Below are 24,103 nucleotides of genomic sequence, written 5' to 3'. Positions count from 1 at the left end.
CACAATGCCCCGGCCACTAGGCCGGGGCATCATCCTTTGGAGGACACCACCATGACACCTGAACAATTCCGCGTCATCCGCGAGGGACTGGGACTGTCCCAGCACGAGATGAGCCAGCGGCTCGCCGTCCAGCAGCGCACCGTCCAGCGGTGGGAGGCCGGGGACACGCCAGTCCCGGCGGGGATCATTGCGGAGCTGGAGCAGCTGTGTCAGCTGGCCGCCGATGAGGTCGCCGAGAACATCGAGATCGTCGGCGGCGATGACCCCGCCTTAACACCCATGTTGGCGATCGAGCCCGGTGAGCCCGCCGGTTGGCAGCGCGCGATCGCGTGGCGGACACTCCTGCAAGTGCCCGGCCTGCGCATCGAGCGCCTGCCAGACGACGACTGAGACGACACGACGCGGAGCCCCGGCCACTAGGCCGGGGCTCCGTGCTGTGCGGGCGCGGACTCCGGTGGTTGACGATTCATCTAATTGTATGGAATCACAATTTGACACGTGTGCTACTCGGATTATCTTTGTAGCTTTCCACAGTTGCGTCTCCGCGCAATCGATGGTCACGCGCGCTCGGCCGCGCCGATCACGGTCTAGGGGCCGGTGACGACTTCCGCACCCTAGTGCGCGGGTCGGCGCTCGGGATCGGGCACGATCCACGCGGCCGCGGCGGTGACAAGCAGCGTGAACGCCGAGGACACCTCGGGCGGTATGTCGAGGGACGGCCAGATCGCGGTAGCGGCCCACACGACGATGACGGTGAGCGCGCCTGCGGTCGAACCGGTCGTGACGGTGCGTGATGGTGTTCTCATTTCCTGTTCTCCTCCTCGAGGCGGGTCAACCGCGCGTCTTGGTGGTCAAGCCGGGTTACGATGCGCCCGGCGCGGCTGTCGGTCATGGTGATGTGGTCGAGCATGAGCTCATGCAGCCGGTCGATCTTCTGGTTCACGTCGACCTGGCGGCGCTCCGTCTTGGTCGCGGTGGACTGAAGGCGGGCGTTCTGGCGGCGGATGTCCGAGAGGCACTGTGCGGCCCGCCCGGCGGTGGCGGACAGTGCGCCGATGAGCAGTCCGAGCGCCGTGAGCAGCGCAGTCACATCGTCGATCGTCGCTGTCACGTGATCGGTGCCTCCCACAGGGCTGCCCAGGTCTCGGCGCCGACCCCGCCGTCGACGCGCAGCCGCTTTTCGGATTGGAACGCGCGCACCACGTCGCGAGTGGCGGGGCCGTAGCGTCCGTCGACGCTGATGCGCCAGCCACGGTCTTTGAGGCGTTGCTGGAGCTGCCTGATGCCGTCCCGGTCGCGGGCATAGTAGCCGCTATGGTTGCGCCGATCGCGGGATTCGACGCCGAACCAGTGGCCGCGTGGCAGTGGGAACGCCGGGGCTTTCCCCGCGGGCTTCGGCCGCGGCTTAGGCTTCGGTGCCTCGGCGTCGGCGATTCCCCAGCTGCGGCGGTCATTCTCGGCCGAGGCGCGCTGATAGATCGAGATGTGGACGTGCTGCGTATGCGGATTCGATCCGCTGTAGCGGCGCGGCTTCCAGTTGCCGATGTCGCGGTTCATGATCTGGCGGTTGTGGATGATGTAGCGGACGCTGGGGTGACGTTTGGCGGCGGCGATGAGAGCGCCGGTGTCGATGCCCTTGGCGGTGATGTCGATCGCGTTCACGCTCCCCCGGCTGTTGGGGTTGTGATCCGACTTGCGGGCTGCATGTGCTCGGTCTCCGATGGTGCCGTCGCTGGCTTTGGAGCGGTTCGGCCAGCGGGCGTTGACCTCGGCGCGGAGCTGGGCGAGGGATGGGGCGAGATACCAGGACATGCGGGTTTCCTTTCAGGCGGGCAGGGCGAGCATCGCTGTGAATGCGATCGGCGCGAGGTTGTTCATGCGGGTGCCGGGTGGCTGCTCGATGATGAGCGCCAGATCGCCGGTCGAGTGGACTGAGCATCGCGCAGGCAGAGCGCGCACGTCCTTATCTAGCACTCCCTTCGAGAACACGATAGGAACGATGAGCGCGGCGGCGGTCAGCCAAATATCGATGAGGGGCACGACGGCCAGCTCACGTTCGACGGCGGTATCGGACTTCGGCCACGCAGTGGTCTGCAAGACGCACGCCACGGTCACAGTCTGGTCGCCGTTGTCGCGGATGCGGGCAAACGATCCGACACTTGGGTCGATCACGGTGTCAGCGCCAGCGGTGCCGGTCTGCCACGGGGGCACACTGCCACCGTCTCTGCCGTCTCTGCCGGGTGGGCCGGGTGGGCCGGGTGGGCCCTTATCGCCTTTCGGGCCAGGTGTCATCTGTCGAGTCAGCGCCGTCGTCATGTCGGCGTCGATCTTCGTAATCGTCGTCGCGGCGATGCTTGGAAAGTTCTTCGCCATATCGCTGGATTCGGGATACTGGTATCCGCGTTTGGTGGTTTTCATGCGATGGTCTCCCAGGGTGTCGGTTGATCTGTCCAGCGTCCGGTGAGCGTGTCCCATCGACCAGCTGATGCCGGTCGCTGTGTGATCGACGCTTGGCAGAGTCTCAGCGTCATGGTGACCGCCGCGCCGACCTTGTGCTGCTGTGGGTGGTGCCCTCTGACTGTGATGTGCGCTTCGCTCACCTGTGCGGTGAGTGAGGTGATTGGGGCGGCTGGGGGGCGTGCACCAATCAGATTGACTGAGCTGTCCATGAAGCGATGCAGCGTGTCGCCGATCGCCGGTATTGAACTGTTTTCGAAGTCGAATGTGAGAGCTTCAGGGGACAGTTCGGGCGGGTGAGGGCTAGTGAAACGCGGGCCCAGTCGGTTTCCGAGGGTCTGGCGGACGCGGCCGCCCTCTTCACCAGCAATCACCTGTGAGTCGATGAGCATGCGCGCTGATCGTGCGCGGTGGCCGATTGAACTGGTCGATGCTTGGTTGTGGTAGACGACCGGATTCCGTGAGCTCGTGCCGGTTCGCGGAGATGTGACGGGATCGGGTTTGAGAGGCTCGGCGCCCGTGTCGATTGAGGTGAGACTGAGGGCGTTCACCGTGTCCTCGGGACGGATCGACCACTCTGCATCGAGGTCACACCTGTAAGCATGTATTGCGAGCTCGGACGTGTAGAGCTTTTCGACCGCTCTGATCTCAACGGTTCGATCAAAAGGTGTGAAAGTCGGGACGAGGCACCACTGCATGCAGAATGATTCGATCACGTCAATGGCGGGTCTATCCGGTTCCCAGACTCCCGCGCTGTGATTCAGCAACTTGGCATAGAACGTTCTGTCATCGAGCGAGTTGATGCGCGTGTAGAAGTCGCTGCCAATGGGCTCTAGCTTCCAGCCGTTTGGGAGAGCCTTTGTGATTGCGTCCATCGCCTTTTGTGCTGTTTTCGCATAGGTGCTGTCGAAGCTGTTTATCGGCAGAATCGGACGTGTCAGGGGGTTCTGGTAGAGCTCAGAGACGATTGACACGCCGGAGACATCTACCTCGTATCGTCCGCGCCTGCGGGTCGATGGTCGGATGACCGCTGAGTCGATGCGACCGATGAACGGGCGGTCTCGTGGGCTTGTGCTGTCGGAGTCATAGAGGGTGAGGAATGCCCCGGCTTTGAACGTTTCGGGCAGCCTGTAGCCACGTGGGAGGAGCAGCGTTGCTGAGAGCGATTCCGGCTCTACAATGCCTTTCCAAACTGGGCGTTTGATCGAGATTTGAACGCCGGGATCGGCTAGGACGAAACGTGTATAGTCGGGGTTCTTTCCAGCGTTTGAACCGATTTCGAGGCGTGGCCGCATATTAATCAACCCTGCCTGTGCGGCGGGCGCGCTCGGAGCGCATGACCTTGCGGACTTCGGCACCGATGGCTACGGGGTCGCCTACTCCGGCGGTGATGTTGATGGTGTACGTGGCGGGCTGGCGGGCGGGGGCACTGCTGGCGGCGATGCCGAGGGCCCGGCTGGCGATGCTGGTCATGGCGGCAGTGGGCGCGGCGGCGGTGGGTGCGGCAGCGAATGCGGCGGCGGGGCGGGTGGCGAACGCTGTGGCTGCTGCGGGTGCTGCTGCGGCTGCGGTGCTGTAGCCGGTGAAGACGTTGCCGAAGTTGCGGAGTCCACCTGTGAACATGTTGGCCCATGCGTCGCGGAGCTGCCTGAGCTTTTCGATCGCCCAATCGATCCAGTTACCGATGCCTCGGAATGCGGTGGAAACCCAGTCGCCGACGTTTGAGAGCACGGTGCGGAACGCTTCGAGCGGAGTCGGCAGCTTTGACAGCCAATCGATTCCGTCTTTCACGGGCTGGATCATGCGGTCGAACGCGGAAGCTGCCAGTCCTGGGAGTTCGGCAAACCAGCCGCCGATTGCACTGAGCACGCTGTGAACGCCGTCGCGGAATGTCTCGGAGTGCTTGTAGGCGTAGATGAATCCGCCGACGAGCAGGGCGAGGGCGGCGACAATTGCAATGACGATCCAGGTGACCGGTGAGGCCAGCCAGGCTGCGTTGTTGGCCCACTGTGCTGCGGTTTGCACGGCTTGAACGGCGGAGTAGATGCTCATGGCGGCGTTGATCGCCAGGACTGCGGTGGCCAGGGTGGCGAGGACAACGGCAAGGGTGGTGACGAGGCCGGAGTTCTCTTGCACCCATTCGGCGGCGTCGGCTAGTGCTTGCGCCCAGGTGGACATGAGCGGTAGCAGCTGCTCGCCGAGGGTGGCCTTGGCGTTTTCCCATGAGGCGTTAGCGATCTGCTGTGCCCCGGAGGCAGAGTTGATCTCTCGCTCGAACTGCCCGGTGGCGTCGGCTGACTGCTCGGTGATGAGTGCAAGCAGCGCCTGAGTGCGTGCTTGCTTCTCGGCTTCGCCGGTGAGTCCGGACATCCCCATTTCGGCCATTTTGGCTTTGACTTGGGCTTCTTTGATGCTGATGCCATAGCGCTCGATGGGGTCGGTTTCGCCTCGGAACGCTGCTGACAGGGCGTTGACGGCTTCGCTGGTGGTGCCGCCGAACATCGCTGCGAGGTCAGCGCCTTTGGTGATGAGTCCGTCGGTGGTGTCGATGAGGTCGTCTTGGGAGACGCCGAGGTTCTTCAGCTGTGCGCCGAGGACGCTGGCCAGCTCGGAGTACTCATTCTTCGACAGGCCGACGGCGCGGTTCGCGGCCTCGGCGAGCTTGTCGACCTCGGTGTGCGCGCCCTTGAAGACACTCTCGACCGCGCCACTTGACTGTTCGAGGTCGGCGGCGGCTTCCCCGGAGACCTTGGCGAGGCCTCCGAGGACGCCGAGGGTACCGGCGGCTGCGACGCCAGCCTTGCGCATACCCGATTCGAACTTGGATGCGCCGCCGGTGGTCTCGTCGAGTGCGGCTTGTGCACCGGATGATTCGCCGAGCAGCCTCAGCGTGAGAATCATGGACTTGCCAGCCACGGCGCGCCCTCCTTTACTCGGGTTGTGCTTCGTCGATCAGCTCGATCATGGTGATGAGATCGCGGCTGCTGATGGTGGCGATCTCGTCGGGCAGCCTGCCCATGCGCAGCGCGAGTGCGCATATCAGTCGGTCGATGGTGCCTTCTGGGTGGCTTTTCCCTCCTCATCACCGTCTGAGTCGCTGTCATCGACTTCTTCGGCTGAGATGGAGGCCACCGGGGAGCGGTCGAGGTCGAGCCATTCATCGAGTCCGGGGAGGTCGTCTCGGTTGCCGTTGTCGGTGGCGACACACCACGCCATGATTGCCCCGGCTTCGGCTTCCCAGCCGTCGCGGCCGATGCCGCGCGTTCGTTTTATTCGCGAGGCGTTGAGCTCATATTTCAGGGAGTCGGCGGCGGCGGTGATGGTGCGTCCGTCGGTCAGGGTCACGGTGAGCTTTCGCATGTCAGAACTTCTTTCCAGTCAGGTGTTTGTCAACGATGGTTTCGAGGGCGCGTTCGTATTCGGCGCCCCACCGGTTTTCACGATCCCAGGCAGCCTGAGAGAGGAATCGCTGCTCGGGGAATCCGCGTTCCCGCCAGCCCCAGTGCACCGGCTGAGCGTAGGGCGTGGACTTGCGGCCCGCTCGCACGTACCCGGCAATCTTTGTGCCCGATGATCGGATCGAGGCGAGCAGGCTGCCGGTTTCGCCGATGGGGCACATGCCGATTGCGTACTCTTCGACGATCTTGGCAGCGGCGGCGTTGGCTGCTGTGAGATCGGCTAGTCCCTCGGCTGATTCTTCGAGTGCGGCGGCGAGCCGCTTGATGCCGGGGACTTCTACGAGCGGGCGGCGGGTGCTCATCATCCGCTCGATCGGGTCGGGGGACCGGCGAGTGGGAAGGACACGTCGGAGGTGTTCTTCTTCTTCACGTCGCCACCGATCTGGGCAGAGACCACGGTGAGGTTTCCGGTGTAGACCGATTCGGCATTGGAGCGGGGCCGGAACGTGAACGGCATCGTGGTGCCGGAGTTGGTCAGCAGCCAGTCGAGCAGGCTGTCCTTGCCAAACGTCTGGGCCAGAGTGACGTCTAGTGTCCATTCCTCGGTTACTTCGGGAGCGTCGGCGGAGCCGTCGAGGAAGTGGATCGTGTCGCCGGTGTCCGTCTTCGGGACGAGTGCGGCCTTGGTCGTCTGGGCGGCAAAGGACTTAGTGGAGCCGGACTTGCCGATTTCGAGTGTGCCGGAGCCAAGTGCATGTGCGGGCATGGTCAGGTGCCTTTCACTGGTGTGGTGTGGGTGATGATGAGCGCAGGCAGCCGGTGCTGTCCTGATGAGGGCAGCGAGACTGATGAGGCGCGGATTCTGTCATCGGTGTCGATGACGGTCAGGGCTGCGCCGAGTAGTGAGGCCAGCTGCCTGATTGAGGCGGTGCGGGATAGGTCAGGGGCGATGAGCACGGTTTCCCAGGTGGCGGTGAGGTCACCGTCGAGCGTGCCGGGTTCTAGCTCGGTGAGGGTGACGACGGCGCACGGGGCGATGAGGCGTGAGGGATCCCAGTCGACTCGGCCGATGCCTGCTTCGCGTAGCTCGCGGACGAGATCGGCGAGCACAGTGTCGAATCGGGGTGCGGTCATGTCAGCCTACTCTCGGGATTGCGTAGCGTCCGATGCGCAGCAGCCGCTCTACCTCGGTGTCGACCGCGCGGGTGTAGATGCCGGTCTCGCCGAATTGCTCGATGCCGCCGGGGGTGTGGCGGCGGCGGAACAGCCCGGCTGCCTGCATGAGGCAGCCGAGCCTGATCGCTGCGTCCCAGCTGTCGGGGTTGCCGTGGTAGCGGGTGACGAACGCTATCGCCGCGTCGAGGCAGGTGGCGGCCTCGGCACGCTCAGGCTCATCTGGCGTGCCGAGGTGCGCAAGCAGCGCGTCTACCGTCAGCTGTGGGTCAGTCACGTCCGCCACCGGATTCGGGCGGGGATGCCGGGGTGACGGTGGTCTTGATGAGCGCGCGCGGGTCGTTGACGAGTACGCCACCGTAGGAGAAGAATCCGAGGTCGATGCCACCTCGTGCGATGTCGAGGGCCTGCACCTGGATGGGGGACTTCTCGTAGACGGTGGCCGCGCGCTTGTCAGCGGCGAGCACGGTGCCGGTGGGCAGGTCGGGGTCTGCGAGCACGGTCAGGTCAGCTACGTCTGCCTTGCCGTTGGACAGTGACACTCCGGCGGTGCCGGTCGCCCGTGCGAGCCAGAATGGCACCTCGTCGGAGCGGAGGTCGGCATAGGCTGCGAACAGGTCATCGGAGATGAACAGGTGGGACATGGAGCCGCCGATCTTGCGGATCGCGGCGGCAGAGCTGGTGATCGCTGCCAGCACGCCGGTGCTCGCGGTGCCGGTGGTCGCGGCGTTGAGCAGGGTGGTGAGCACGTCGGTGTCGGAGTCGCGCTGGTATTCGAGCATGGCGGCCTGCCAGAACGCGGCGAGGAAGCCGGGGTCTGCGAGGTCGATGAAAATCCGGTCGATGTCCCAGCCACCGGCCCACCGGTGCGCTGTGGCTTCAATGGCCTTGGTGGCGACCTTGTTGGTAGGCACTTCGGTCTTGTTGCCGTCATACTTGGCGGGCTTGGGGCGGGTGTCCCACTGCCAGCCGCGCATCTTCATGGAGTTCAGCTGCTTGGGTGGGCCGAATGCGTCGATGTGTGGGCGTCCGGTGCGGGTGGCGGCCCAGAGTTCGCCGAGCCAGTCCTCTCGGCCGATCCAGCCGGTGCCCTTGTCATCGGCTGGCACCACGTCGGTCAGGGCTGCGGTGATCTGGCCGGGGTGGCCGGTCGAGATCGCGGCAGCGACGTGCTCGGTGACCTCGGTCAGGCTCATAGCCCGGTCGGTGACGGCTTCGACGCGGGCGGGTGGCTGCGGGAACGCGGCGGCCTGACCCTCAGGCTGCTTGGCGGATACCGGGTCGGGTGTGGTGTCGGCCTGCACCTCGGGCTGCTTGGGTGTCTCGGTCATGGTGTGTCCTTTCGGGGTGGTGGTCATGGCTGCGGCGACGGTTTCGATCTGGGCGTCTGCGAATGCGGGGATGGCGCACAGGCTGACTTCGAAGAGTTCGGCTGATGTGACGGTGTAGGTCTCGGTGGTGTCGTCGTAGGTGCCGTCGAGGACGCGGCAGCCGATGGAGAGTCCATCGCGGCGACCGGTCTGGGCATCGGCTAGTGCGGCATCACCGGCAGCACCGGGCGGGACATGGAAGGTCGCGGCGGTGCCGTCGAGGGCGACCATGTAGCCGATGGGCTGGGAGTGGTCGTGATCGACAAGCAGCTTCACGCGGCGCAGCGGCTGGCGTGGGGCCAGGGCACCGGCGGCTATGACGATACCGTGTGAGCTTTCGGTGTCGAATGCGACGATCTGGCCTGAGATGGTGCGCTCAGGGGCCGCGGTCGCGGTGACCTCGGCAATGGCGGTGATGGTGGTGGGGCGGGTCATTGGTCGGTGTCCTCTCGGGCCGGGGCGGGGGTGGGTGTGAGTCCTTCGCGTTCGCGTACCTCGTCAATGGTCATGATCCCGGCGTCGATAGCGGTAGCCCACGACTGCATCCGCTCACCGATTGGGGGTGTGGTCAGCTCGTCGGTGTCGAATCTGACGGTGGTGCCGTGGGGGGTGATGTCGTCAAGGCTGAGCCGGTCGGCCACGGCAGCCAGGTACGGCGATAGCACGTCGTCGATGAGTTGCTGGTTCTCGGACTGCCGGTTGGTGTAGGTCAAGGCGGTGCCCTCAATGGCGACATCGAGGCGGTGGGCGGGGATGCCGGTATGGCGGGCGATTTCGAGGACGATCTGTTTCCGTGCGTCGATGAGCAGGTTCTCAGGCGGTGCACCGAAAGTCTGCACTTCGAGGCCTCGGGACGTGTAGCCGACAGCTGAGGTGGCGCGCTTGGTCTCGAATCGGGCGATCATTGCGTCGATCTCGTCGTCGGAGAGGTCTTCGCCGTTGTTCTTGAGGTTGACGACCGGGATCGGGTTTTGCTCGGCGCGCTCGGCGGAGCGGTTCAGTGTGGCTGCCCGGCGGATCGTTTCGGCAGCGTCGATGAGCAGGCCGGAGTCTGGGGCGTCGAACCGGATCGCGTCACGCGGGTCGACTGGCTGACCGTAGGCGGCGGTCAGCTGGCCGTCGGCGTTGACTGTCGCCTGCCCTTCGGGTATCCATTCGACTGCCAGCGGGAAGCCGTCATGGCCGCGCCGGGTGACTTTCCACCATGCCCGCCCGTAGAAGAACAGGCTGTCGACTGTCCAGGTGATCGTGACCGATCGGGGCAGCCCGTCTTCGGGCTGCGTGATGATGGCCGGGGCGGGGGCGGGGCGTCCGGCTTTCACCGCTTGCAGCGGCAGTGTGCCGATGCGGGTGGCGATGATCCGGCGGGCCTTGGACACGGCGGCGACGCGCATGGCGCGGGAGCGGGTGACCGGGCGGGTGTCGACGAGGCCGTACAGCGATTCGAGGGTGATGTGTGCCAGGTGTGACGGGTCGGCCCAGGGCGAGGAGAGTACCTCGGTAGCCCGCGATGTGGGTGAGAGCGCGGCGGTGATCCGGTCGATGAGCTTCACGTGATGATCATCGACCCGGTGGCGTTTCAGCCGGTGTGTGACGCCACCGGTAGACGCGCAGCCGGTCGCGTGCCTGCATCGACTCGGGGTGCACCTCGGCTTCATGGTCGGCGGCTGCCTGCCATGCGGTGAGCCGGTCGGCTGTGATGGTGCGCCAGTCGCAGCCATCGCAGACGACGACAACGGAGATGGGGGTGAAGTCTAATCTGAGGGTCATCGGTAGATCGCCTTCGAGAGTGTCGGGCGGTGGGTCAGTGTCCACAGGGCGGCGACTGCGGCGATGGGGCCAGGGATCGGCCCGGCGGAGTGTTTGCGGGACAGGCGGCGTCCGTCGCCTGCCGGTTGTGTGGCGGCGCGGGCGAGGCCGTCGGTGATCGCTGCTGATCCGTCGTAGGCCAGGGTGCCGGTGGCGATGCGGTCAAGCAGTGCGTCGGTGCCGGTGGCCAGCTCGCGCAGCCCAAGCTGCTCGATGGTCAGTCCGTCGCGGGTGAGGTCGTCGGTGACTGCTCGGGTGGGGCCGCCGTCGTCGGCGGTGATGGCGATGGGCTGCCAGGTCTCGGCGAGACGGGTGATCGTGGGGGCGAGCCATGACACGCCGGGGGCTGAGTGGACGGTGCGCAGCGCGATGACATCGCCGGGCAGCTTCCATGCGGCGATGACGGCAGCGCAGCTGCGGTCGGCTGAGACGTCGTAGGCCAGGACGGTCTCGGAGCGGCTGCCGGAGATGCTGGGGTCGGCGAGAGAGGCGAGGACGAGCGGGTCGACGAGTGACTCACGTGAGGAGGTCATCCGGTTCATGTAGGCGCGCTCCCACGTGCCGGGTGGCTGTGTGCGGGCCTCGGCTGCCAGTGCGTCGAGAGTGGTCGTGTGCCCTAGTGCGGGGTGGAATGACCAGTTCCGGCGGTCGTAGGGGTCGAGTCCTGGGGCTAGTGACCAGTCCAAGTAGGCGACGCCGGGTTCACCGGCGCGGCCGCGTTCGATCCACTCGTTGAGCATCCCGGAGTCAGCGGTGCCCATCGTGGAGACCATCCACACCTGGGCCTCAGCGCCGAGGGTGGACTGGGCAGGGCCGATAGCGCCCATGAGCTGATGCCCTTTGACCTCGGAGTGCGCCCAAATCTCATCCAGTGTGACCAGGTGCGGGGTCTCACCGTGGAGGGCGTCCTCAGCGGGCGGGAACAGGCGCAGCGATGAGCCGTTGCCGACGTTGATGGACTCGCTGCCCTGGGCGAGTCGTACACCGAAGTAGGATGCCAGCGGGGACTCACGGATGAGCGTCACTAAGTCCATGAACCGCGATTTGGCTTTCACGCCGGTCTGGGCGGTGAAGAATGCGCGGTAGCCGGGTTTGGTGATGAGGCGGTGCAGCTGCACGGGGCCGAGCATGGTGGTCTTGCCGGACTGGCGGGGCAGCGTGACGACAACGTGCCTGTACTTGTAGCCGCCGTCAGGCAGCCGCTCGCCAGCAATGTCGGCGATGAGCTGCTGATGTGGCATGAATGGCTTGCCCAGGGCACGGGCCAGGGCGGCGACCTCACCGCCCTCGGTGCGCAGCGCCGGGTCACGGTCGGGAGCGAACCGGGGCGGCGGGGCCGGTGCGCTCACCGGGCTGCCTCGCGCAGCATCTCGGCCAGCTCAGTCACAGCATCGGCGGAATGCATCTCAGGCTGTGGCAGGAGCTCGAACACGCGAGAGAGCGCGGTGACCATCTGGGCGGTGGCGTAGGCCTTGCCACCGCGCGGCATGAAGTCGAAATCGCGGGCAGCCTGACGCGCGAGAGCGATGATGTGGGCGTGACGGTCGTCGACGAATCCATCGGCGCGTAGCTTCGCCTCAGCGTCGATTACGCCTTGCTCGACCGGGCCGATTCGGCTGGGATCGGCCCGAGCTGCTTCGGATGGGGCGAGGCCGGGCAGGAATGGGCCGTTTTCACTGGTCATCACGCTGTCCTTTCAGGCCCTGGTCGGGGCCGGTTTTGGTGGTGAAGTGAGGGGGAAAAGAGAGGTGGGCGCGCGTCTGCCGAGGGGCCTGTCACCTAAAGAACTCTTCGCCGTTCTCGGTCGGCACCACTCGCCACGCTGCGAGGTCGCGCGCGCCGCGTGCGGAGTTGCAGGACTTGTGCGCCGGGCGCAGATTGTCAAGCTCATCTGATCCTCCTTTCGAGCGCGGGACGATGTGATCGGCAGTCGTCGCGCCAGTCAGACCGCACAAGTGGCAGCGGTCGCCGTACTGCGCAAGCACCTCGGCAGTGAGCTCAGTGACTCGACGGCCAGACCACGAGCGGCCAGCGGGACGGGCGGGGGTAGGCGGCGTGGGGTAGGGGCGGCGGTGGCGGGGGTGGGGGGTAGTCATCGTGTGGGGTCCAGGTGTCTAGTCGGGGGCGGGGCACTCATGACCGGCCACCCTCAACAGCGGGGCCACCCTCGATCGAAGCGGAGCGGGTCTGCATCATCCAGATGAGTTCGGTGCCATCCGTCGAGGGTGACGCCGTGGCAGTGATCGAGCCGCGCGGTGAGCGGATCGACAGGCGCACGCACTCGACAGGGTGTAGTCCGTGGGCGGCGAGGTTCTCGGTGAGTTGCTGGGTGATGTGGTGTAGAGCGTCGGCGATCCTGTGCTCGGGTGGCGTTGTCATGATGGTTACCTCTCGTTCGATTGGTGGGTGGGCGTGTGGCTGGGTGTCCCCGTGCGGAGCGCTACGCGCACGGTCTCCCGCGCGGTGCCCTCTCCCCACAGCGATTCGCCCTCGGTGCCACGATCTGCCGAGACAGCCACGACTCATAGCCCCGCCTCCGAGTGGAGACGCGGCTAGCCGTAGACCGTCACAGGCGGCTGATCAGGCTTCGCTGTGCGGTATCCCCTCCCGAGCAGGGAACCCGCCCGCTACGGCGGGGGTTCATCGGGCCGCTGAGATTGTTCACCCGGTCGCGCGTATTGGCTCCACCGGGGCCGCGATTGGTGCCACGCTGCGGCGCGCGTGTACTGCCAGGGGTCAGGCCATGGCCTCACCTGCCTCGACAGCAGCGGCGTTGGAAGTCTGAGAGGGTCGGCGCTGCCTGCGGGCCCCCTCGGGCTTCGCCGCCTCACACGTACTGCACATGCAGCCAGCGCGCCATGCGGCGGCGGTGCCGTGCCGGAGCACGCCAGCAGCCAGTGCGCGGTCGAGGGGTGTCATGCCGCCGACGACACCGAAGCGGTGATAGACCGAGGCGATCCCCTCCACGTCGAGAGCAGCCGAGCGGCAAGCGTCAATGAGCGGACAGGCATGGCAGACGGTCAGTGCAGCAGCCTCGTTGCACGGGTCGAAGAACAGCGCGTCTGCGGTGTCGAGGGGCACCGCGCGGCAGGCAGCCCGGTTGAGGTCAGTCATCTGCGTCGACCTCGTAGTGCCGGTCGAAGTAGCCCGCTGCGAGCACGTCGCGGGCCTTGCCCTCGTCGTCGACGACGAACGCCTCGCCGACCTCGGCGCGGCGAGCTGTCGGGACACCTGGGAGGCAGTAGCGCAGCGTCATGCCGGATTCGAGGGTGAACCAGCCTGCAGCATCGCAGGCGCGGATCACGGCGATCATGGACTGGTGGGAGCCGTCGAACACAATGACTCTCACCGGCTCACCAGTGGTACGCACGCGGGCGGTCACGATCCCCGCGCTCATGAGCGCCACCACAGGCCAAGGGCGGCGAGCACGACGGTGCCAAGCAGCAGGACGCCGAGAACGACCGTCATCGCGCACCAGACCAGAACGTGCGCATCTCCGGGGATGGGCGGTCATCGGCGCGGAGCTGCGCCAGCACGTCACCGCTGAACCCGAGGTCACACTCGGGAGCTGCATCGAGGATGCCGCGAAGGCGACGGAACTCTATATCCCGGGAGTAAGCAGACTGGTCGGCGAACGCTCGGGTGATCCGCTCAGAAGCGGTGGGATCACTGGTCATTGGGACTCCTCACGCGGGGCGGCACTAGAGTTACCGGTATGGGACTGTTTAGCCGAAAGTTGAAGCAGTGGCAGGGTGCGTCGTTTGAGATGGCACTGAGGCCGTGGTTGAGCGAAACGATCGAAGCACGCGCTGAGATAAGCCCGCACGGCGGCTACAAGCACGCTTGGGTGCGGCTTCAGATGCGCGGACAGCGTATGCACGCGATCTGGCAGGGAGAGTCGCTCGGCTACCTCGACCCGAGCATTCCCGAGCACGCAACGACGATTGAGCTCGTGCGGCGGGAGCGTATCCAGGTGGCCACAGTGTGCTGCTTCGCTGATGAGGAACGCGGACGTGACGGATGGCGGGCGATCCTCACGTTCGGCGCGCACCGGTTCCAGCCGCGCCCGACGTTCAAACTCAAGTAGCGGGGTCACGAGCCGCCCCTAACGCGCTTGGCTCCGCCGCGTTCGCGCTTGTACTCGTCGACCACGGCGGGATCGAACAGATAGGTGCCGTGTGGGCCACCAGGTGCCACGATCGCCGGAGCCAGCTTGTCGGCAGCGACGAGGCGTGACACTGCGCGGACGTGTACACCGAGGCAGCTGGCCACCTCACGGGTGCTCAGCAGGCGTTCCGAGTTTGACATATGCCAAACATAGATTGGAGTTTGGCAATTGTCCAACTGACGACTATTTGACACGCCAACTCTATATGCTTGACTTTGTAACCTCTTGCGCTATGAGAGATATATGTCTAACGTTGGACATATGACTATTCACGTCGCGGGTGCCGTCCCAGATTTGAACACTCTCCCGATCCGCCTACGGGTCTCACGCGATCACGCGGGCTTGACTCAGACTGAATTGGCCGAGCGCATGGGGGTGTCACGGCAGACGATTGCGAACGCCGAGAACGGCGCGAGGCAGCCCCGCAAAGTAGTCCTCACGTCATGGGCGTTTGCGTGCGGTGTTGACGTGGACTGGCTGCGCACCGGGGAAGCAAAAACCCCGCCATCTGATGATGACGGGGTATCCGCGCGCCACGAGGGATTCGAACCCCCAACCTTCTGATCCGTAGTCAGATGCTCTATCCGTTGAGCTAGTGGCGCACTGTCGCAATGACCAGAACAACTATACACACGATCGCCCACGAGCCAAAATCCGCACCCTGCGGCCTTCGCCACCGTCGCCAGCCACCGCCTCGGGAGCGGCGATCTGGAGCCGAGATCCATGCTTGGGAAAACACGTCAATGATCTGGGAATTTCAGACTTTCAATTGACGTTAATCGAGCATAAGCATCCAGCTTGTGACTCAATGCACAGGCGCGCCGACCGCGAATCGCGGGTTGCCGCGAGGAACGGTTCGTACGGTGGAGGCATCGCTTTGCGGCGCAGCCCGCATATGCCGACCTTTAGAACCCCAACAGATCAGGAGATCCTCATGACCGTCCTCGACCGTGGCTCAGTCGAAGACCTGCTTGCTGATGCACCGACCAGCAACGAGAAGATCCTCAGCTTCGTCCACTCGATCGCCGAGCGCACCACTCCCGACCGCATCGAGTGGATCACGGGCGAAGAGGACCAGAAGCGCGAACTGCAGAACCAGCTTATCGAAGCCGGCACCCTCAAGCCGCTGCCCAAGCAGAAGGACTCGTTCTACGCCGCCTCCGACCCGGACGATGTCGCCCGCGTCGAGGAGCGCACCTACATCTGCTCGCGCGAAGAGGCCGACGCCGGCCCGCTGAACAACTGGATGGCCCCGGATGAGATGAAGTCCATCCTCGGTGACCTGTTCGCCGGCTCGATGAAGGGCCGGACGATGTACGTCATCCCCTTCGTCATGGGACGCGCCGACGCTGATCAGCCGATGTTCGGCATCGAGGTCACCGACTCGGCCTACGTCGTCCTCTCGATGCAGATCATGGCCCGCTGCGGCACCGCCGAACTCAAGGCCATCGAAGAGCACGGCGGCGAGTTCGTCGAGTGCGTCCACTCCGTCGGCGCACCGCTGGAGCCTGGCCAGGAGGATGTCGTGTGGCCGTGCAACACGACGAAGTACATCACTCACTTCCCCGAAGAGCGCGTCATCTGGTCATTCGGCTCTGGCTACGGCGGCAACGCGCTGCTGGGCAAGAAGTGCTACTCGCTGCGCATCGCCTCGGCGATCGCCCGTGAGGAGGGCTGGCTGGCTGAGCACATGCTCATCCTCAAGCTCACCAGCCCGGAAGGCGAGGTCAAGTACGTCGCCGCTGCCTTCCCGAGCGCCTGCGGCAAGACCAACCTCGCGATGATCGAGCCGACGCTGGAGGGCTGGAAGGCCGAAACGCTCGGCGACGACATCGCCTGGATGCGCTTCGGCGAGGACGGCCAGCTCTACGCCGTCAACCCGGAGTTCGGACTCTTCGGCGTGGCACCGGGCACCGGCTACACCACCAACCCGACCGCGATGCGCGCGATCGAGGCCGGCGGCAACGTCTTCACCAATGTCGCGCTCACCGATGACGGCGACGTCTGGTGGGAGGGCATGACCGAGGAGACCCCGTCGCACCTCATCGACTGGAAGGGCAACGACTGGACTCCGGAGTCCGGCACCCCGGCCGCGCACCCGAACTCGCGCTTCTGCACCCCGATCACCAACACCCCGACGCTCGCCGATGAGTACGAGAACCCCAACGGCGTGCCGATCTCGGCGATCCTCTTCGGCGGCCGCCGCAAGACGACGATGCCGCTCGTGACCGAGACGAAGGACTGGACCCACGGCGTGTTCATGGGATCCACCCTGTCCTCGGAGACGACTGCTGCTGCCAAGGGCCAGGTCGGCGTCGTGCGCCGCGACCCGATGGCGATGCGTCCGTTCATCGGCTACAACGTCGGCGACTACTTCCGCCACTGGCTGGAGATCGGCCGCACCGAGGGCGCGAAGCTGCCGAAGATCTTCTACGTCAACTGGTTCCGCCGCGACGACGACGGCTCGTTCTTGTGGCCGGGCTTCTCGGAGAACTCCCGCGTCCTCAAGTGGGTCTTCGAACGTGTGGCCGGCACCGCTGAAGCCGTCGAGACCCCGCTCGGCTGCACCCCGGCCGAGGGCTCGCTCGACATCGACGGCCTCGACGTGACCGAAGAGCAGCTGCGCAAGGCCCTTGCCATCAAGCCCGAGGAATGGGCCGCTGAGCTGAAGTCCATCGAGGAATGGTACGAGTCGCTCGGCGATCACGTGCCGGCTGAGCTCAAGGCCGAGGTCGACAGCCTCCGCCAGCGCCTCGGCGTGAAGTGACCCTGCCCCCACCGTGACTGAGTCGGGGCGCACCCACGAGCCAGGGTGCGCCCCGACTCGCATTCACCCCCGTCCCCGAGGCGCCGGTCGCCTGCCGATAGGCTGGGGCCATGGCATATTTCGAGAGGCTCTCCGCCACCCGGCTGCGGGCGACCCCGTCGACGGCGGGTGCCTGGAACGAAGCCGAACAGCACATCTCGCCGGCCCTCGGGCTGCTCATCCACAGCATCGAGCGCGACCATCTGGCCCGCCGCGGGGACGCCCCGCTGCAGATGTCGCGGTTCTCCGCCGACATCTTCGGCGTCATCCCGATCGATGAGTTCGACGTCGTCGTCTTGGTGAGCCGGGCCGGCCGCACCATCGAGCTGCTTGAAGCGGAGCTCACCTACGGCGAGCGCACGATCGTGCTCGCGCGCGCCTGGCTGCTGCAGCCCTCCGACACCGAGGCGGTCGCCGGCACCGCCTTCGAGCCGATTCCCGGCCCCGATGAGCTGGAGGCCTTCGCTCCGAGCAGCGTGTGGCCCGGCAATTACATCGCCTCCCTGGAGGGTCGCCGCCGGCAGTTCGAGCCCGGCCGGGCGTTCACCTGGCTGCGCTCCGCTGAGCAGCTCGTCGCCGATGAGGAGGTCTCCGGCTTCGCTGCCGCCTGCACCCACCTCGATGCAGCCAACGGCGTGAGCGTGCGCGAGGACCCGCGCGAGGTGATCTTCCCGAACGTCGACCTGACCGCCCACTTCACCCGCTCGGACTTCTCCGGCGACTGGCTGGGGCTCGACACCCGGGTGACTTTCGGCGCGGGCGGACTGGGACTGACCCATTCGGTGCTTCACGATGCGGCCGGCCCGCTCGGTAGCCTGGCCCAGTCGCTCACCGTCCGCAGCCGCTGAGCATTCCTGCCCGGCCGCCGGGCGGCGCTCAGCTGTGCAGCGCAGGGACGATGAGGTAGATCCCGATGAGCACGACCACACGAGCGTCGCGATGCTCACGATGAGCAGAGCCATCCAGTCGATCATGAGCGCTCCTCCTGCTTCTGTGCCTTCTTCTCCTGCTTGGCCGCCCGCCGCCTCGCCGACGGTGTCGAGCTTCGACAGCTGGACGAGGTGGGCGGTCTTCCGGGAGTGCAGATAGATCCACAGCACGGCGATCGTCGCAGCGACGACAACGGCGATCGCACCTCAGAACCCCAGGTTGGACACGAGCGCAGCCACCGCACCGACGGCCCCGGCGGCCGGCAGGGTGAACAGCCACCCGGTCGCGATCCTGCCGGCCGTGCCCCATTTGACGTCCGCGCCGCTGCGGCCGAGCCCGGAGCCGAGCACCGAGCCGGAGGCCACCTGCGTCGTCGAGAGCGCGAAGCCGAGGTGGGAGGAGGCGAGGATCGCCGCCGCGGCCGAGGTCTCCGCTGCCAGTCCCTGCGCCGGACGCACCTCGGTGAGCTTGGTGCCGAGGGCGATGGCGAAGGCACAGGTGGCGATGACGCCCATCGTCTTCTGCGCATCGTTGGTGCCGTGGGCGAGCGCGACGAGCGAGGACGAGAACACCTGCCCGTATTTGAAGGCGCAGCGCCGGTTGGCATTCGCGTAGCGGCGGGTGATCCGGTACGCCAGCCGCGTGCACACCAGGGCGCTCGTCCCGGCGATGACCGGGGCGGCGACGGCGGGGATGATGACCTTCGACAGCACGACGGAGAAGTTGACAGCGTGCAGTCCCGCACCGATGAGCGCTGCGCCGATGAGCCCGCCGAAGAGCGCATGCGATGACGAGGAGGGCAGGCCGTAGATCCAGGTGATCATATTCCACACGATCGCCCCGACGAGGCCGGCGAGGATGAGCTGCGGGGTGATGTGCACCCCGCCCTCGCCTTCATTGATGAGCCCGCCGGAGATCGTTTTGGCCACCTCGGTGGCGATCGGCGTGGCCATCGCATTGGCGGTGTCGTGGAACCCGTTGGTGAAGTAGAAGAAGAGGGCCAGGACGATGACGAGCACGACCAGTATGCGCAGTTCCACGCGCGACCTTGAGGAAATGAGGCGAACAGGGGCCGGGCTTCACGGCCCATGGCGAGTGCAACCGGAAAGACGCCCGTCCTTCAGCTTCGCGTCACGATTCATTCACCTCCCATTTCCGCTCCCGAGGCGGTGCTCGCCGCCCCGTAGGATGGGGGCATGACTGAGCAGATGGTGAGCTGGCGCGTCCGCCCGCGCATCCACGTCCTTGCGGTCCTGTGGGCTGCCCCGGTTCTCGTTCTGCTGCTCCTGCTCAGCGGATTCAGCTGGATCACCTTCACCTGCGCGCTGCTGCTCACCGGCATCGCCCTGGTGGCGTCGGCTCTCACGCTGCGCATCACCGTCGCCGATCAGGCGCTGCAGCTGCGCTACGGGGTCTACCTCATCGAGGTCGACCTGGCTGAGATCACCGAGGTCTCCCGCATCGATCGGGCTCTTGTGGGGCTGGGCTACAAGCGGGCAGGACAGACGACGTCTTTCCTCCTCGGCGGCCCGTACGTGCAGGCGACGACCACCTCGGGAGCGAAGCTCGTCTTCTCCGTGCGCGAGGAATTCGCCGCCGATCTCACGGCACTCCTGGATGCAGAAACCCCGCATGCCTGATCTCTGCGGGCACGCGGGGCTGCGGGGACAAACGCGGAGCCGGTGGGATTTGAACCCACGGTCCCCAATTCAGGGGACTCCACCTTAGCAGGGTGGTGCTTTCGGCCGCTCAGCCACGACTCCTGATGCGAGGCGCGCCGCAGCGGATGCGGATCCGGCCGGCGGGCGCGCGTAACCTCACCAATGATAACGAACTGCCACCAGCCGAGCAAAGCCGAGCCGGCCCCCGGGAGCGAGCGCGCAGATGCGGACGCGAAGCGCACGCCGATCCGCGGCTCACGGTTTTTGAAGATTGGGCTCGTACACTAGAGACTTGTGACTATCGTTGATCCTTCTAGCGTGCAGTTCTCCAAGGAGTGAGCAGTGTCCCATGATGACAATGGTGCCCCCTCACCACGCCGTGGGCCTGACGGCTCAACCCAGCACGATCACTCCTCTTACAGAGCTTCTGCCCGCCCCCGGCTCCGCAGCTCCCGCCCGGCCGCTCCACGCACTCCGGAACCCGCACCTCGGGCACAGGATGCCGACCACGAAGGATTCGAGCACACAACGCCCCGCCACGCCAACCGCGGGGCCCGCACCTCGAGCGGGGCGCGCTTCACGGGACTGGCTGCCGCCTCGGGCGCGGTAGCTGCCACTGGTGCCGCCGCAGCCAAGGGCGGTGCCGCGCGCCTCCGCGAGGTCCGCCGGCAGGACCCCGCTCCCCCAGACCCCGGCACCACCGACGATGTGCCGATGACCCGGCGCGAGGCGCTCGCAGCGCAGTCGCGCAAACGCCCCTCCCGCCGCCGGTCCGCACCGCAGGCACCCGAAGAGGTGCCGCATTCCACCCGGCACTCCCGCCGCAACGACGTCTTCGCGGGCATCGTCGGCTGGACCAGCCTCGGCACGCTGCTGCCGGGGCTCGGCATGATCAAGAGCCGCAATTCGCGCCTCGGCTGGTTCCTCACCCTCGGCTTCCTCCTCGGCATCGCTGCGATCATCGGCTGGGTCCTCTACCGCGGCCCGGTCAAGGCCGGCGCCCGCATCATCTCCAGCCCGACGATCCTCAACGTCATCGCGCTGCTCTTCATCATCGGCGCGCTCGTCTGGGCCTTCGTCATCATCCGCTCGTATCTCATGCTGCGGTCGGGCACGCATCTGCGGCGTTCGCAGCAGACGCTCGGCACCGTCCTCGTCACGAGCCTCGTGCTGCTCACCGGTGTGCCGCTGACCGTCGGCGCCAGCTATGCGCATGTGCAGGGCAAGACGGTCCGCTCGGTCTTCGGCACCGAAGGCGGCAAGGTCCTCGATTCGAAAGACCTGTGGGCGGGCAAGCCGCGCATCAACGTCTTCCTCATCGGCCGCGACAGCGGCGACGGCCGCGAGGGCACGCGCCCGGACACCATGCTGGTCGCCTCGATCGACACCCACTCCGGTGAGACGACGCTCATCTCGGTGCCGCGCAATCTCGCCTTCCCGCAGTTCCCGGAGGGCACGAAGCTCGCCGAGCGGTTCCCGCAGGGCTTCAACGCCTTCGGCACCGAGGAGAGCCTGATCAACGCCGTGTGGACGTGGGCGGAGTCCGAGCCCGATGCCGTCGACGAGCCGCCGGAGGACATGGAAGTCGGCATGTACGCGACGATGAAGGCGGTCGAAGGCTCCCTCGGCCTCGAGATGGACAACTGGTCTTCGGTCGATATGGAGGGCTTCGAGGATGTCGTCGATGCGGTCGGCGGCGTCAAGATCGACGTCGAGCGGCCGATCCCGATGGGCGGCGGCACGAATATGAACACCGGCCTGAAGAACAAGGTGTTCGGCTGGATCGATCCCGGTGAGCAGGTGCTCGACGGAAAGTCGGCGCTGTGGTACGTGCGCTCGCGTGAGGGCGCGGACAACTACGACCGGATGTGCCGCCAGCAGCGGATGCTCAAGACCACCCTCGACCAGGTCGACCCGAGCGAGATCGCGCTGGCGTATCCGAAGCTGGCCGGCTCGGCGGAGCGCAATATCGCCACTGACATCCCGCAGCGGGAGCTCAACGCCTTCGTCGAGCTGGCGGCGCTCATGCAGAAGACCGAGGTGAAGTCCGCGCAGATCAACAATGACGTCGTCGAGACTTTCAACCCCGACTACGATGTGCTGCGCGAGTGGGTCGACGAGCAGATCAACCCCAAGACGGAGAGCCAGCAGGATGAGGCCACCGGCGGCGGCGACGAGGGGGCCGAAGAGGAAGAGGAGCAGGCTCCCGAGGAGGAGACCGGCGCCCCCGCACCGGGCATCGAGGACGATGAGGGCAAGTGCTACCCGAAGAACTACGAGCCCGGCTCCGGCTGGCCCGGCTATCCGGGGCCTGGCGGTGAGGGAGCCCAGAATTGAGCCGCCGCCGAGGCGGTCCTCACCGCGTCGGGATCATCGGCGCCGGCCCGCGCGGGCTGAGCGTGCTCGAACGGCTGTGCGCCCTCGCCGGCCCGCAGCAGCCGCTGGAGATCCACCTCGTCGATCCCTTCCCACCGGGTGCCGGGATCGTGTGGCGCACCGATCAGCACCCGGAGCTGCTCATGAACACGACGATCGCCGAGCAGACGATCTTCCCGGATGCCAGCTGCGGCGTCAGCCCGTGCGACACCGGCCCGGACATGGCGATCTGGTACCGCCGCTCCCATCCGGTGAGCGATGCCCAGCTGCGCTCGACCTTCGCCCCGCGGGTGCTCTACGGCCGCTATCTGCGCGAGGCATATGACCACATCTGCGCCCACGCTCCGGAGCAGGTGACGATCCGCCATCATGCGAGCACAGCCACCGCGATCGTCGAGCCGCGCGGCGCTGCCGACAATCCGGCCGGGCTCAGCACCGCCCAGCTCATCCGCCTGGCGGACAGTTCGACTCTCGAAGTCGATGACGTCGTGCTGTGCGTCGGCCATATCCCGGCGCGGCTGAATGAGGAGCGGGTGGCGTGGAAGCGCTTCGCAGCCGGCGCTCACCTGACCTATCTGCCGCCGGGGCTGCCGGCTGAGGCCGATGTCGATGCGCTGCAGCCCGGACGCACGGCGGTCTTCCGCGGATTCGGCCTCAACTACTTCGACCACCAGGCGATGCTGAGCACCGGCCGCGGCGGCACCTTCACGCAGATCGGCACGACCGCTGCCGGCGCCCCGCAGCTGCGCTATCAGCCCAGCGGCCAGGAGCCGATCCTCGCCCCCTCCTCGCGCCGCGGCGTGCCCTACCGCTGCAAGCCGATCACCGTCGCGCATCCGCTGGCCGACTATCCGCTGCGCTATTTCACACCGGCCACCGTCGACCGGCTCGACGCTCCGGCCGGCGAGGACGCTGGGCTGCGCTTCAACGATCAGCTCTGGCCGCTCATCCTCGCTGATCTGCGCTATGCCTGGTATGCCGCGCTCTTCGCCTCCGCTCCCGAGGTGTTCCGCAGCGACCCGGCGGCCCTCACCGACGCCCTCGGCGAGGCTGTCGATCGGCACGTCTCACGGCGCGCCTCGGCGGAGACCCGCGAGTCCGCCGGCCGGCCCGGCCGCCAGACGCAGGAGTCGCGCGCCTGGTCCGATGTTGAGTCGAACGTCATCAGCGATCCGAGCCGGATCCTCGACCTGCATGCGCTGCTGCAGCCACTGGAGAACCGGACCTTCGCCTCACGCGAGGAGTTCACCGCCTGGATGCTCGACTTCCTCCGCCGCGATCTCGATGCCGCCCACCGCGGCCCCGCCGCGGCGCCGGAGAAGGCGCTGTTCGCGGTGCTGTGGGCCGCGCGCGCCTATCTCAAGGAGCTCATCGCCGATGGCCGCGTCGACGATGTCAGCTTCCACACCGAGGTGCGCGGCTGGTTCGAGGGCTTCGTCTCCGGCATCTGCGACGGTCCGCCGCCGCAGCGCTTCGCCGAGCTCATCGCCCTCGCTGAGGCGGGGCTCGTCGAGTTCGTCGGGCCCGATGTCCGGATCACCACCTCGCGCGCGGGTGAGCGGTCCTGCTTCCGCGCCTCCTCCCCTGCGCTGCCGGCACCGGTCGAGGCGGGCGCCCTCGTCGATGCCGCCTCGCCGGCCAATCAGGTGCGGCTGTCGGCTGACGAGGTGATCGCTGGGATGCTCGACCGCGGGCAGCTGGCGGTCGCGGAGCTGGAGCTCGGCGACGGCGTCGTCCAGCCGCTGTCCGGCCTCGATGTCGATCCGGAGACGCTGCGCACCCGCGATGGCCGCGGCTATCCGCACCCGCACCGCTACTGCCTGTCGATCCAGCTCTCAGCGGTGCAGTTCGGCCTGGCGATCGCGGCGAATCCGCACAAGTCGGCGCGCACTCTGCGCGACGCCCACCGCATCGCTGAGCAGATCCTCAGCGACGACTGAGCCTGCCGGCGGCCA

The 24,103-nt window shown here is 66.5% G+C and carries 30 protein-coding genes, 2 tRNA genes and 1 pseudogene; 8 read left to right on the top strand and 25 right to left on the bottom strand.

Going from position 1 to position 24,103, the window contains the following annotated elements:
• The first annotated feature begins 51 nt into the window (after positions 1 to 51).
• Positions 52 to 390: a helix-turn-helix domain-containing protein gene (locus tag ACFFN1_RS10895; protein WP_376840756.1), complete on the top strand. Its 339-nt coding sequence runs from the start codon at positions 52 to 54 to the stop codon at positions 388 to 390.
• A 224-nt stretch (positions 391 to 614) separates the two neighbouring features.
• Here the strand turns inward: ACFFN1_RS10895 and ACFFN1_RS10890 are convergent, their stop codons facing one another.
• The 21 genes from ACFFN1_RS10890 to ACFFN1_RS10790 all read right to left on the bottom strand — a co-directional run bounded on the left by ACFFN1_RS10890 (position 615) and on the right by ACFFN1_RS10790 (position 13,884).
• Positions 615 to 806, bottom strand: coding sequence for a hypothetical protein (locus ACFFN1_RS10890; RefSeq protein WP_376840755.1), 192 nt, complete (start codon positions 804 to 806; stop codon positions 615 to 617).
• Entirely contained in the window at positions 803 to 1,111 is a 309-nt protein-coding gene (locus ACFFN1_RS10885; RefSeq protein WP_376840754.1) for a hypothetical protein, read from the bottom strand. Before ACFFN1_RS10885 ends, ACFFN1_RS10890 begins: the two co-directional genes overlap by 4 nt.
• Complete coding sequence (locus ACFFN1_RS10880) at positions 1,108 to 1,812, bottom strand: peptidoglycan-binding domain-containing protein (protein WP_376840753.1); 705 nt, start codon at positions 1,810 to 1,812, stop codon at positions 1,108 to 1,110. Before ACFFN1_RS10880 ends, ACFFN1_RS10885 begins: the two co-directional genes overlap by 4 nt.
• 12 nt (positions 1,813 to 1,824) lie before the next feature.
• The gene (locus ACFFN1_RS10875; protein ID WP_376840752.1) at positions 1,825 to 2,418 is read right to left on the bottom strand and encodes a hypothetical protein; all 594 of its coding nucleotides are present in this window, start codon (positions 2,416 to 2,418) and stop codon (positions 1,825 to 1,827) included.
• On the bottom strand, positions 2,415 to 3,752 hold the full coding sequence (locus ACFFN1_RS10870) for a hypothetical protein (protein WP_376840751.1): 1,338 nt from the start codon (positions 3,750 to 3,752) through the stop codon (positions 2,415 to 2,417). Before ACFFN1_RS10870 ends, ACFFN1_RS10875 begins: the two co-directional genes overlap by 4 nt.
• 1 nt (position 3,753) lies before the next feature.
• The gene (locus ACFFN1_RS10865; protein WP_376840750.1) at positions 3,754 to 5,373 is read right to left on the bottom strand and encodes a phage tail tape measure protein; all 1,620 of its coding nucleotides are present in this window, start codon (positions 5,371 to 5,373) and stop codon (positions 3,754 to 3,756) included.
• Between the two features lie 123 nt (positions 5,374 to 5,496).
• Positions 5,497 to 5,817 carry a hypothetical protein gene (locus ACFFN1_RS10860; RefSeq protein WP_376840749.1) on the bottom strand — a complete coding sequence of 107 codons (321 nt, stop codon included), beginning with the start codon at positions 5,815 to 5,817 and terminating at the stop codon, positions 5,497 to 5,499.
• Between the two features lies 1 nt (position 5,818).
• Complete coding sequence (locus tag ACFFN1_RS10855; RefSeq protein ID WP_376840748.1) at positions 5,819 to 6,217, bottom strand: hypothetical protein; 399 nt, start codon at positions 6,215 to 6,217, stop codon at positions 5,819 to 5,821.
• On the bottom strand, positions 6,217 to 6,621 hold the full coding sequence (locus tag ACFFN1_RS10850; protein ID WP_376840747.1) for a hypothetical protein: 405 nt from the start codon (positions 6,619 to 6,621) through the stop codon (positions 6,217 to 6,219). The genes ACFFN1_RS10855 and ACFFN1_RS10850 overlap by 1 nt, the downstream gene beginning before the upstream one ends.
• 2 nt (positions 6,622 to 6,623) lie before the next feature.
• Complete coding sequence (locus ACFFN1_RS10845) at positions 6,624 to 6,989, bottom strand: hypothetical protein (protein WP_376840746.1); 366 nt, start codon at positions 6,987 to 6,989, stop codon at positions 6,624 to 6,626.
• A 1-nt stretch (position 6,990) separates the two neighbouring features.
• A complete protein-coding gene (locus ACFFN1_RS10840) occupies positions 6,991 to 7,305 on the bottom strand; it encodes a hypothetical protein (protein WP_376840745.1) in 315 nt (104 codons plus the stop codon).
• Positions 7,298 to 8,833 (bottom strand): HK97 family phage prohead protease, encoded by a 1,536-nt coding sequence (locus ACFFN1_RS10835; RefSeq protein ID WP_376840744.1) that lies wholly within the window; start codon positions 8,831 to 8,833, stop codon positions 7,298 to 7,300. The genes ACFFN1_RS10840 and ACFFN1_RS10835 overlap by 8 nt, the downstream gene beginning before the upstream one ends.
• Positions 8,830 to 9,951: a phage portal protein gene (locus ACFFN1_RS10830; protein WP_376840743.1), complete on the bottom strand. Its 1,122-nt coding sequence runs from the start codon at positions 9,949 to 9,951 to the stop codon at positions 8,830 to 8,832. Before ACFFN1_RS10830 ends, ACFFN1_RS10835 begins: the two co-directional genes overlap by 4 nt.
• A 7-nt stretch (positions 9,952 to 9,958) precedes the next feature.
• Entirely contained in the window at positions 9,959 to 10,168 is a 210-nt protein-coding gene (locus ACFFN1_RS10825) for a hypothetical protein (protein ID WP_376840742.1), read from the bottom strand.
• Positions 10,165 to 11,556, bottom strand: a complete 1,392-nt coding sequence (locus ACFFN1_RS10820) for a terminase large subunit domain-containing protein (protein ID WP_376840741.1) — start codon at positions 11,554 to 11,556, stop codon at positions 10,165 to 10,167. Before ACFFN1_RS10820 ends, ACFFN1_RS10825 begins: the two co-directional genes overlap by 4 nt.
• Entirely contained in the window at positions 11,553 to 11,891 is a 339-nt protein-coding gene (locus tag ACFFN1_RS10815; RefSeq protein ID WP_376840740.1) for a hypothetical protein, read from the bottom strand. Before ACFFN1_RS10815 ends, ACFFN1_RS10820 begins: the two co-directional genes overlap by 4 nt.
• Positions 11,892 to 11,982: 91 nt before the next feature.
• Complete coding sequence (locus ACFFN1_RS10810) at positions 11,983 to 12,303, bottom strand: HNH endonuclease (protein WP_376840739.1); 321 nt, start codon at positions 12,301 to 12,303, stop codon at positions 11,983 to 11,985.
• Positions 12,304 to 12,340: 37 nt separating this feature from the next.
• Positions 12,341 to 12,586 (bottom strand): hypothetical protein, encoded by a 246-nt coding sequence (locus tag ACFFN1_RS10805; protein WP_376840738.1) that lies wholly within the window; start codon positions 12,584 to 12,586, stop codon positions 12,341 to 12,343.
• A 357-nt stretch (positions 12,587 to 12,943) separates the two neighbouring features.
• Positions 12,944 to 13,321, bottom strand: a complete 378-nt coding sequence (locus ACFFN1_RS10800) for a WhiB family transcriptional regulator (RefSeq protein WP_376840737.1) — start codon at positions 13,319 to 13,321, stop codon at positions 12,944 to 12,946.
• Positions 13,314 to 13,604: a hypothetical protein gene (locus ACFFN1_RS10795; protein WP_376840736.1), complete on the bottom strand. Its 291-nt coding sequence runs from the start codon at positions 13,602 to 13,604 to the stop codon at positions 13,314 to 13,316. The genes ACFFN1_RS10800 and ACFFN1_RS10795 overlap by 8 nt, the downstream gene beginning before the upstream one ends.
• Before the next feature lie 67 nt (positions 13,605 to 13,671).
• Entirely contained in the window at positions 13,672 to 13,884 is a 213-nt protein-coding gene (locus tag ACFFN1_RS10790) for a hypothetical protein (RefSeq protein WP_376840735.1), read from the bottom strand.
• A 107-nt stretch (positions 13,885 to 13,991) separates the two neighbouring features.
• On the opposite strand from ACFFN1_RS10790, the gene ACFFN1_RS10785 reads away from it, so the two are divergent.
• On the top strand, positions 13,992 to 14,294 hold the full coding sequence (locus ACFFN1_RS10785) for a hypothetical protein (protein WP_376840734.1): 303 nt from the start codon (positions 13,992 to 13,994) through the stop codon (positions 14,292 to 14,294).
• 5 nt (positions 14,295 to 14,299) lie between these two features.
• Here ACFFN1_RS10785 and ACFFN1_RS10780 read toward each other — a convergent pair whose 3' ends face one another.
• The gene (locus ACFFN1_RS10780) at positions 14,300 to 14,515 is read right to left on the bottom strand and encodes a helix-turn-helix domain-containing protein (RefSeq protein WP_376840733.1); all 216 of its coding nucleotides are present in this window, start codon (positions 14,513 to 14,515) and stop codon (positions 14,300 to 14,302) included.
• A 103-nt stretch (positions 14,516 to 14,618) separates the two neighbouring features.
• Between ACFFN1_RS10780 and ACFFN1_RS10775 the strand changes: the two genes are divergently transcribed.
• Positions 14,619 to 14,939 carry a helix-turn-helix domain-containing protein gene (locus ACFFN1_RS10775; RefSeq protein WP_376840732.1) on the top strand — a complete coding sequence of 107 codons (321 nt, stop codon included), beginning with the start codon at positions 14,619 to 14,621 and terminating at the stop codon, positions 14,937 to 14,939.
• On the opposite strand, the gene ACFFN1_RS10770 is transcribed toward ACFFN1_RS10775, so the two are convergent.
• A tRNA-Arg gene (locus tag ACFFN1_RS10770) sits at positions 14,905 to 14,977 on the bottom strand. The two genes, ACFFN1_RS10775 and ACFFN1_RS10770, sit on opposite strands and share 35 nt — an antisense overlap.
• A 332-nt stretch (positions 14,978 to 15,309) precedes the next feature.
• On the opposite strand from ACFFN1_RS10770, the gene ACFFN1_RS10765 reads away from it, so the two are divergent.
• A complete protein-coding gene (locus ACFFN1_RS10765) occupies positions 15,310 to 17,142 on the top strand; it encodes a phosphoenolpyruvate carboxykinase (GTP) (RefSeq protein ID WP_376840731.1) in 1,833 nt (610 codons plus the stop codon).
• A gap of 110 nt (positions 17,143 to 17,252) precedes the next feature.
• On the top strand, positions 17,253 to 18,029 hold the full coding sequence (locus ACFFN1_RS10760) for a thioesterase family protein (RefSeq protein ID WP_376840788.1): 777 nt from the start codon (positions 17,253 to 17,255) through the stop codon (positions 18,027 to 18,029).
• Positions 18,030 to 18,197: 168 nt separating this feature from the next.
• Here ACFFN1_RS10760 and ACFFN1_RS10755 read toward each other — a convergent pair.
• A pseudogene (locus ACFFN1_RS10755) lies at positions 18,198 to 19,151 on the bottom strand (inorganic phosphate transporter); the annotation flags it as partial.
• Between the two features lie 156 nt (positions 19,152 to 19,307).
• On the opposite strand from ACFFN1_RS10755, the gene ACFFN1_RS10750 reads away from it, so the two are divergent.
• Positions 19,308 to 19,751, top strand: a complete 444-nt coding sequence (locus ACFFN1_RS10750) for a hypothetical protein (protein WP_376840730.1) — start codon at positions 19,308 to 19,310, stop codon at positions 19,749 to 19,751.
• Positions 19,752 to 19,785: 34 nt separating this feature from the next.
• Here the strand turns inward: ACFFN1_RS10750 and ACFFN1_RS10745 are convergent.
• Positions 19,786 to 19,874: transfer RNA gene (locus ACFFN1_RS10745), tRNA-Ser, on the bottom strand.
• Positions 19,875 to 20,114: 240 nt separating this feature from the next.
• On the opposite strand from ACFFN1_RS10745, the gene ACFFN1_RS10740 reads away from it, so the two are divergent.
• Complete coding sequence (locus ACFFN1_RS10740) at positions 20,115 to 22,109, top strand: LCP family glycopolymer transferase (protein ID WP_376840729.1); 1,995 nt, start codon at positions 20,115 to 20,117, stop codon at positions 22,107 to 22,109.
• Entirely contained in the window at positions 22,106 to 24,088 is a 1,983-nt protein-coding gene (locus ACFFN1_RS10735) for an FAD/NAD(P)-binding protein (RefSeq protein ID WP_376840728.1), read from the top strand. Before ACFFN1_RS10740 ends, ACFFN1_RS10735 begins: the two co-directional genes overlap by 4 nt.
• The last annotated feature ends 15 nt before the right edge of the window (positions 24,089 to 24,103 follow it).

Origin of the sequence: Brevibacterium otitidis, assembly GCF_042429315.1 — a bacterium.
GTDB classification, from domain to species: Bacteria; Actinomycetota; Actinomycetes; order Actinomycetales; family Brevibacteriaceae; genus Brevibacterium; species Brevibacterium otitidis.
The sequence above is the reverse complement of the archived record's forward strand: the minus strand, read 5'-3'. Positions and strand labels throughout refer to the sequence as shown.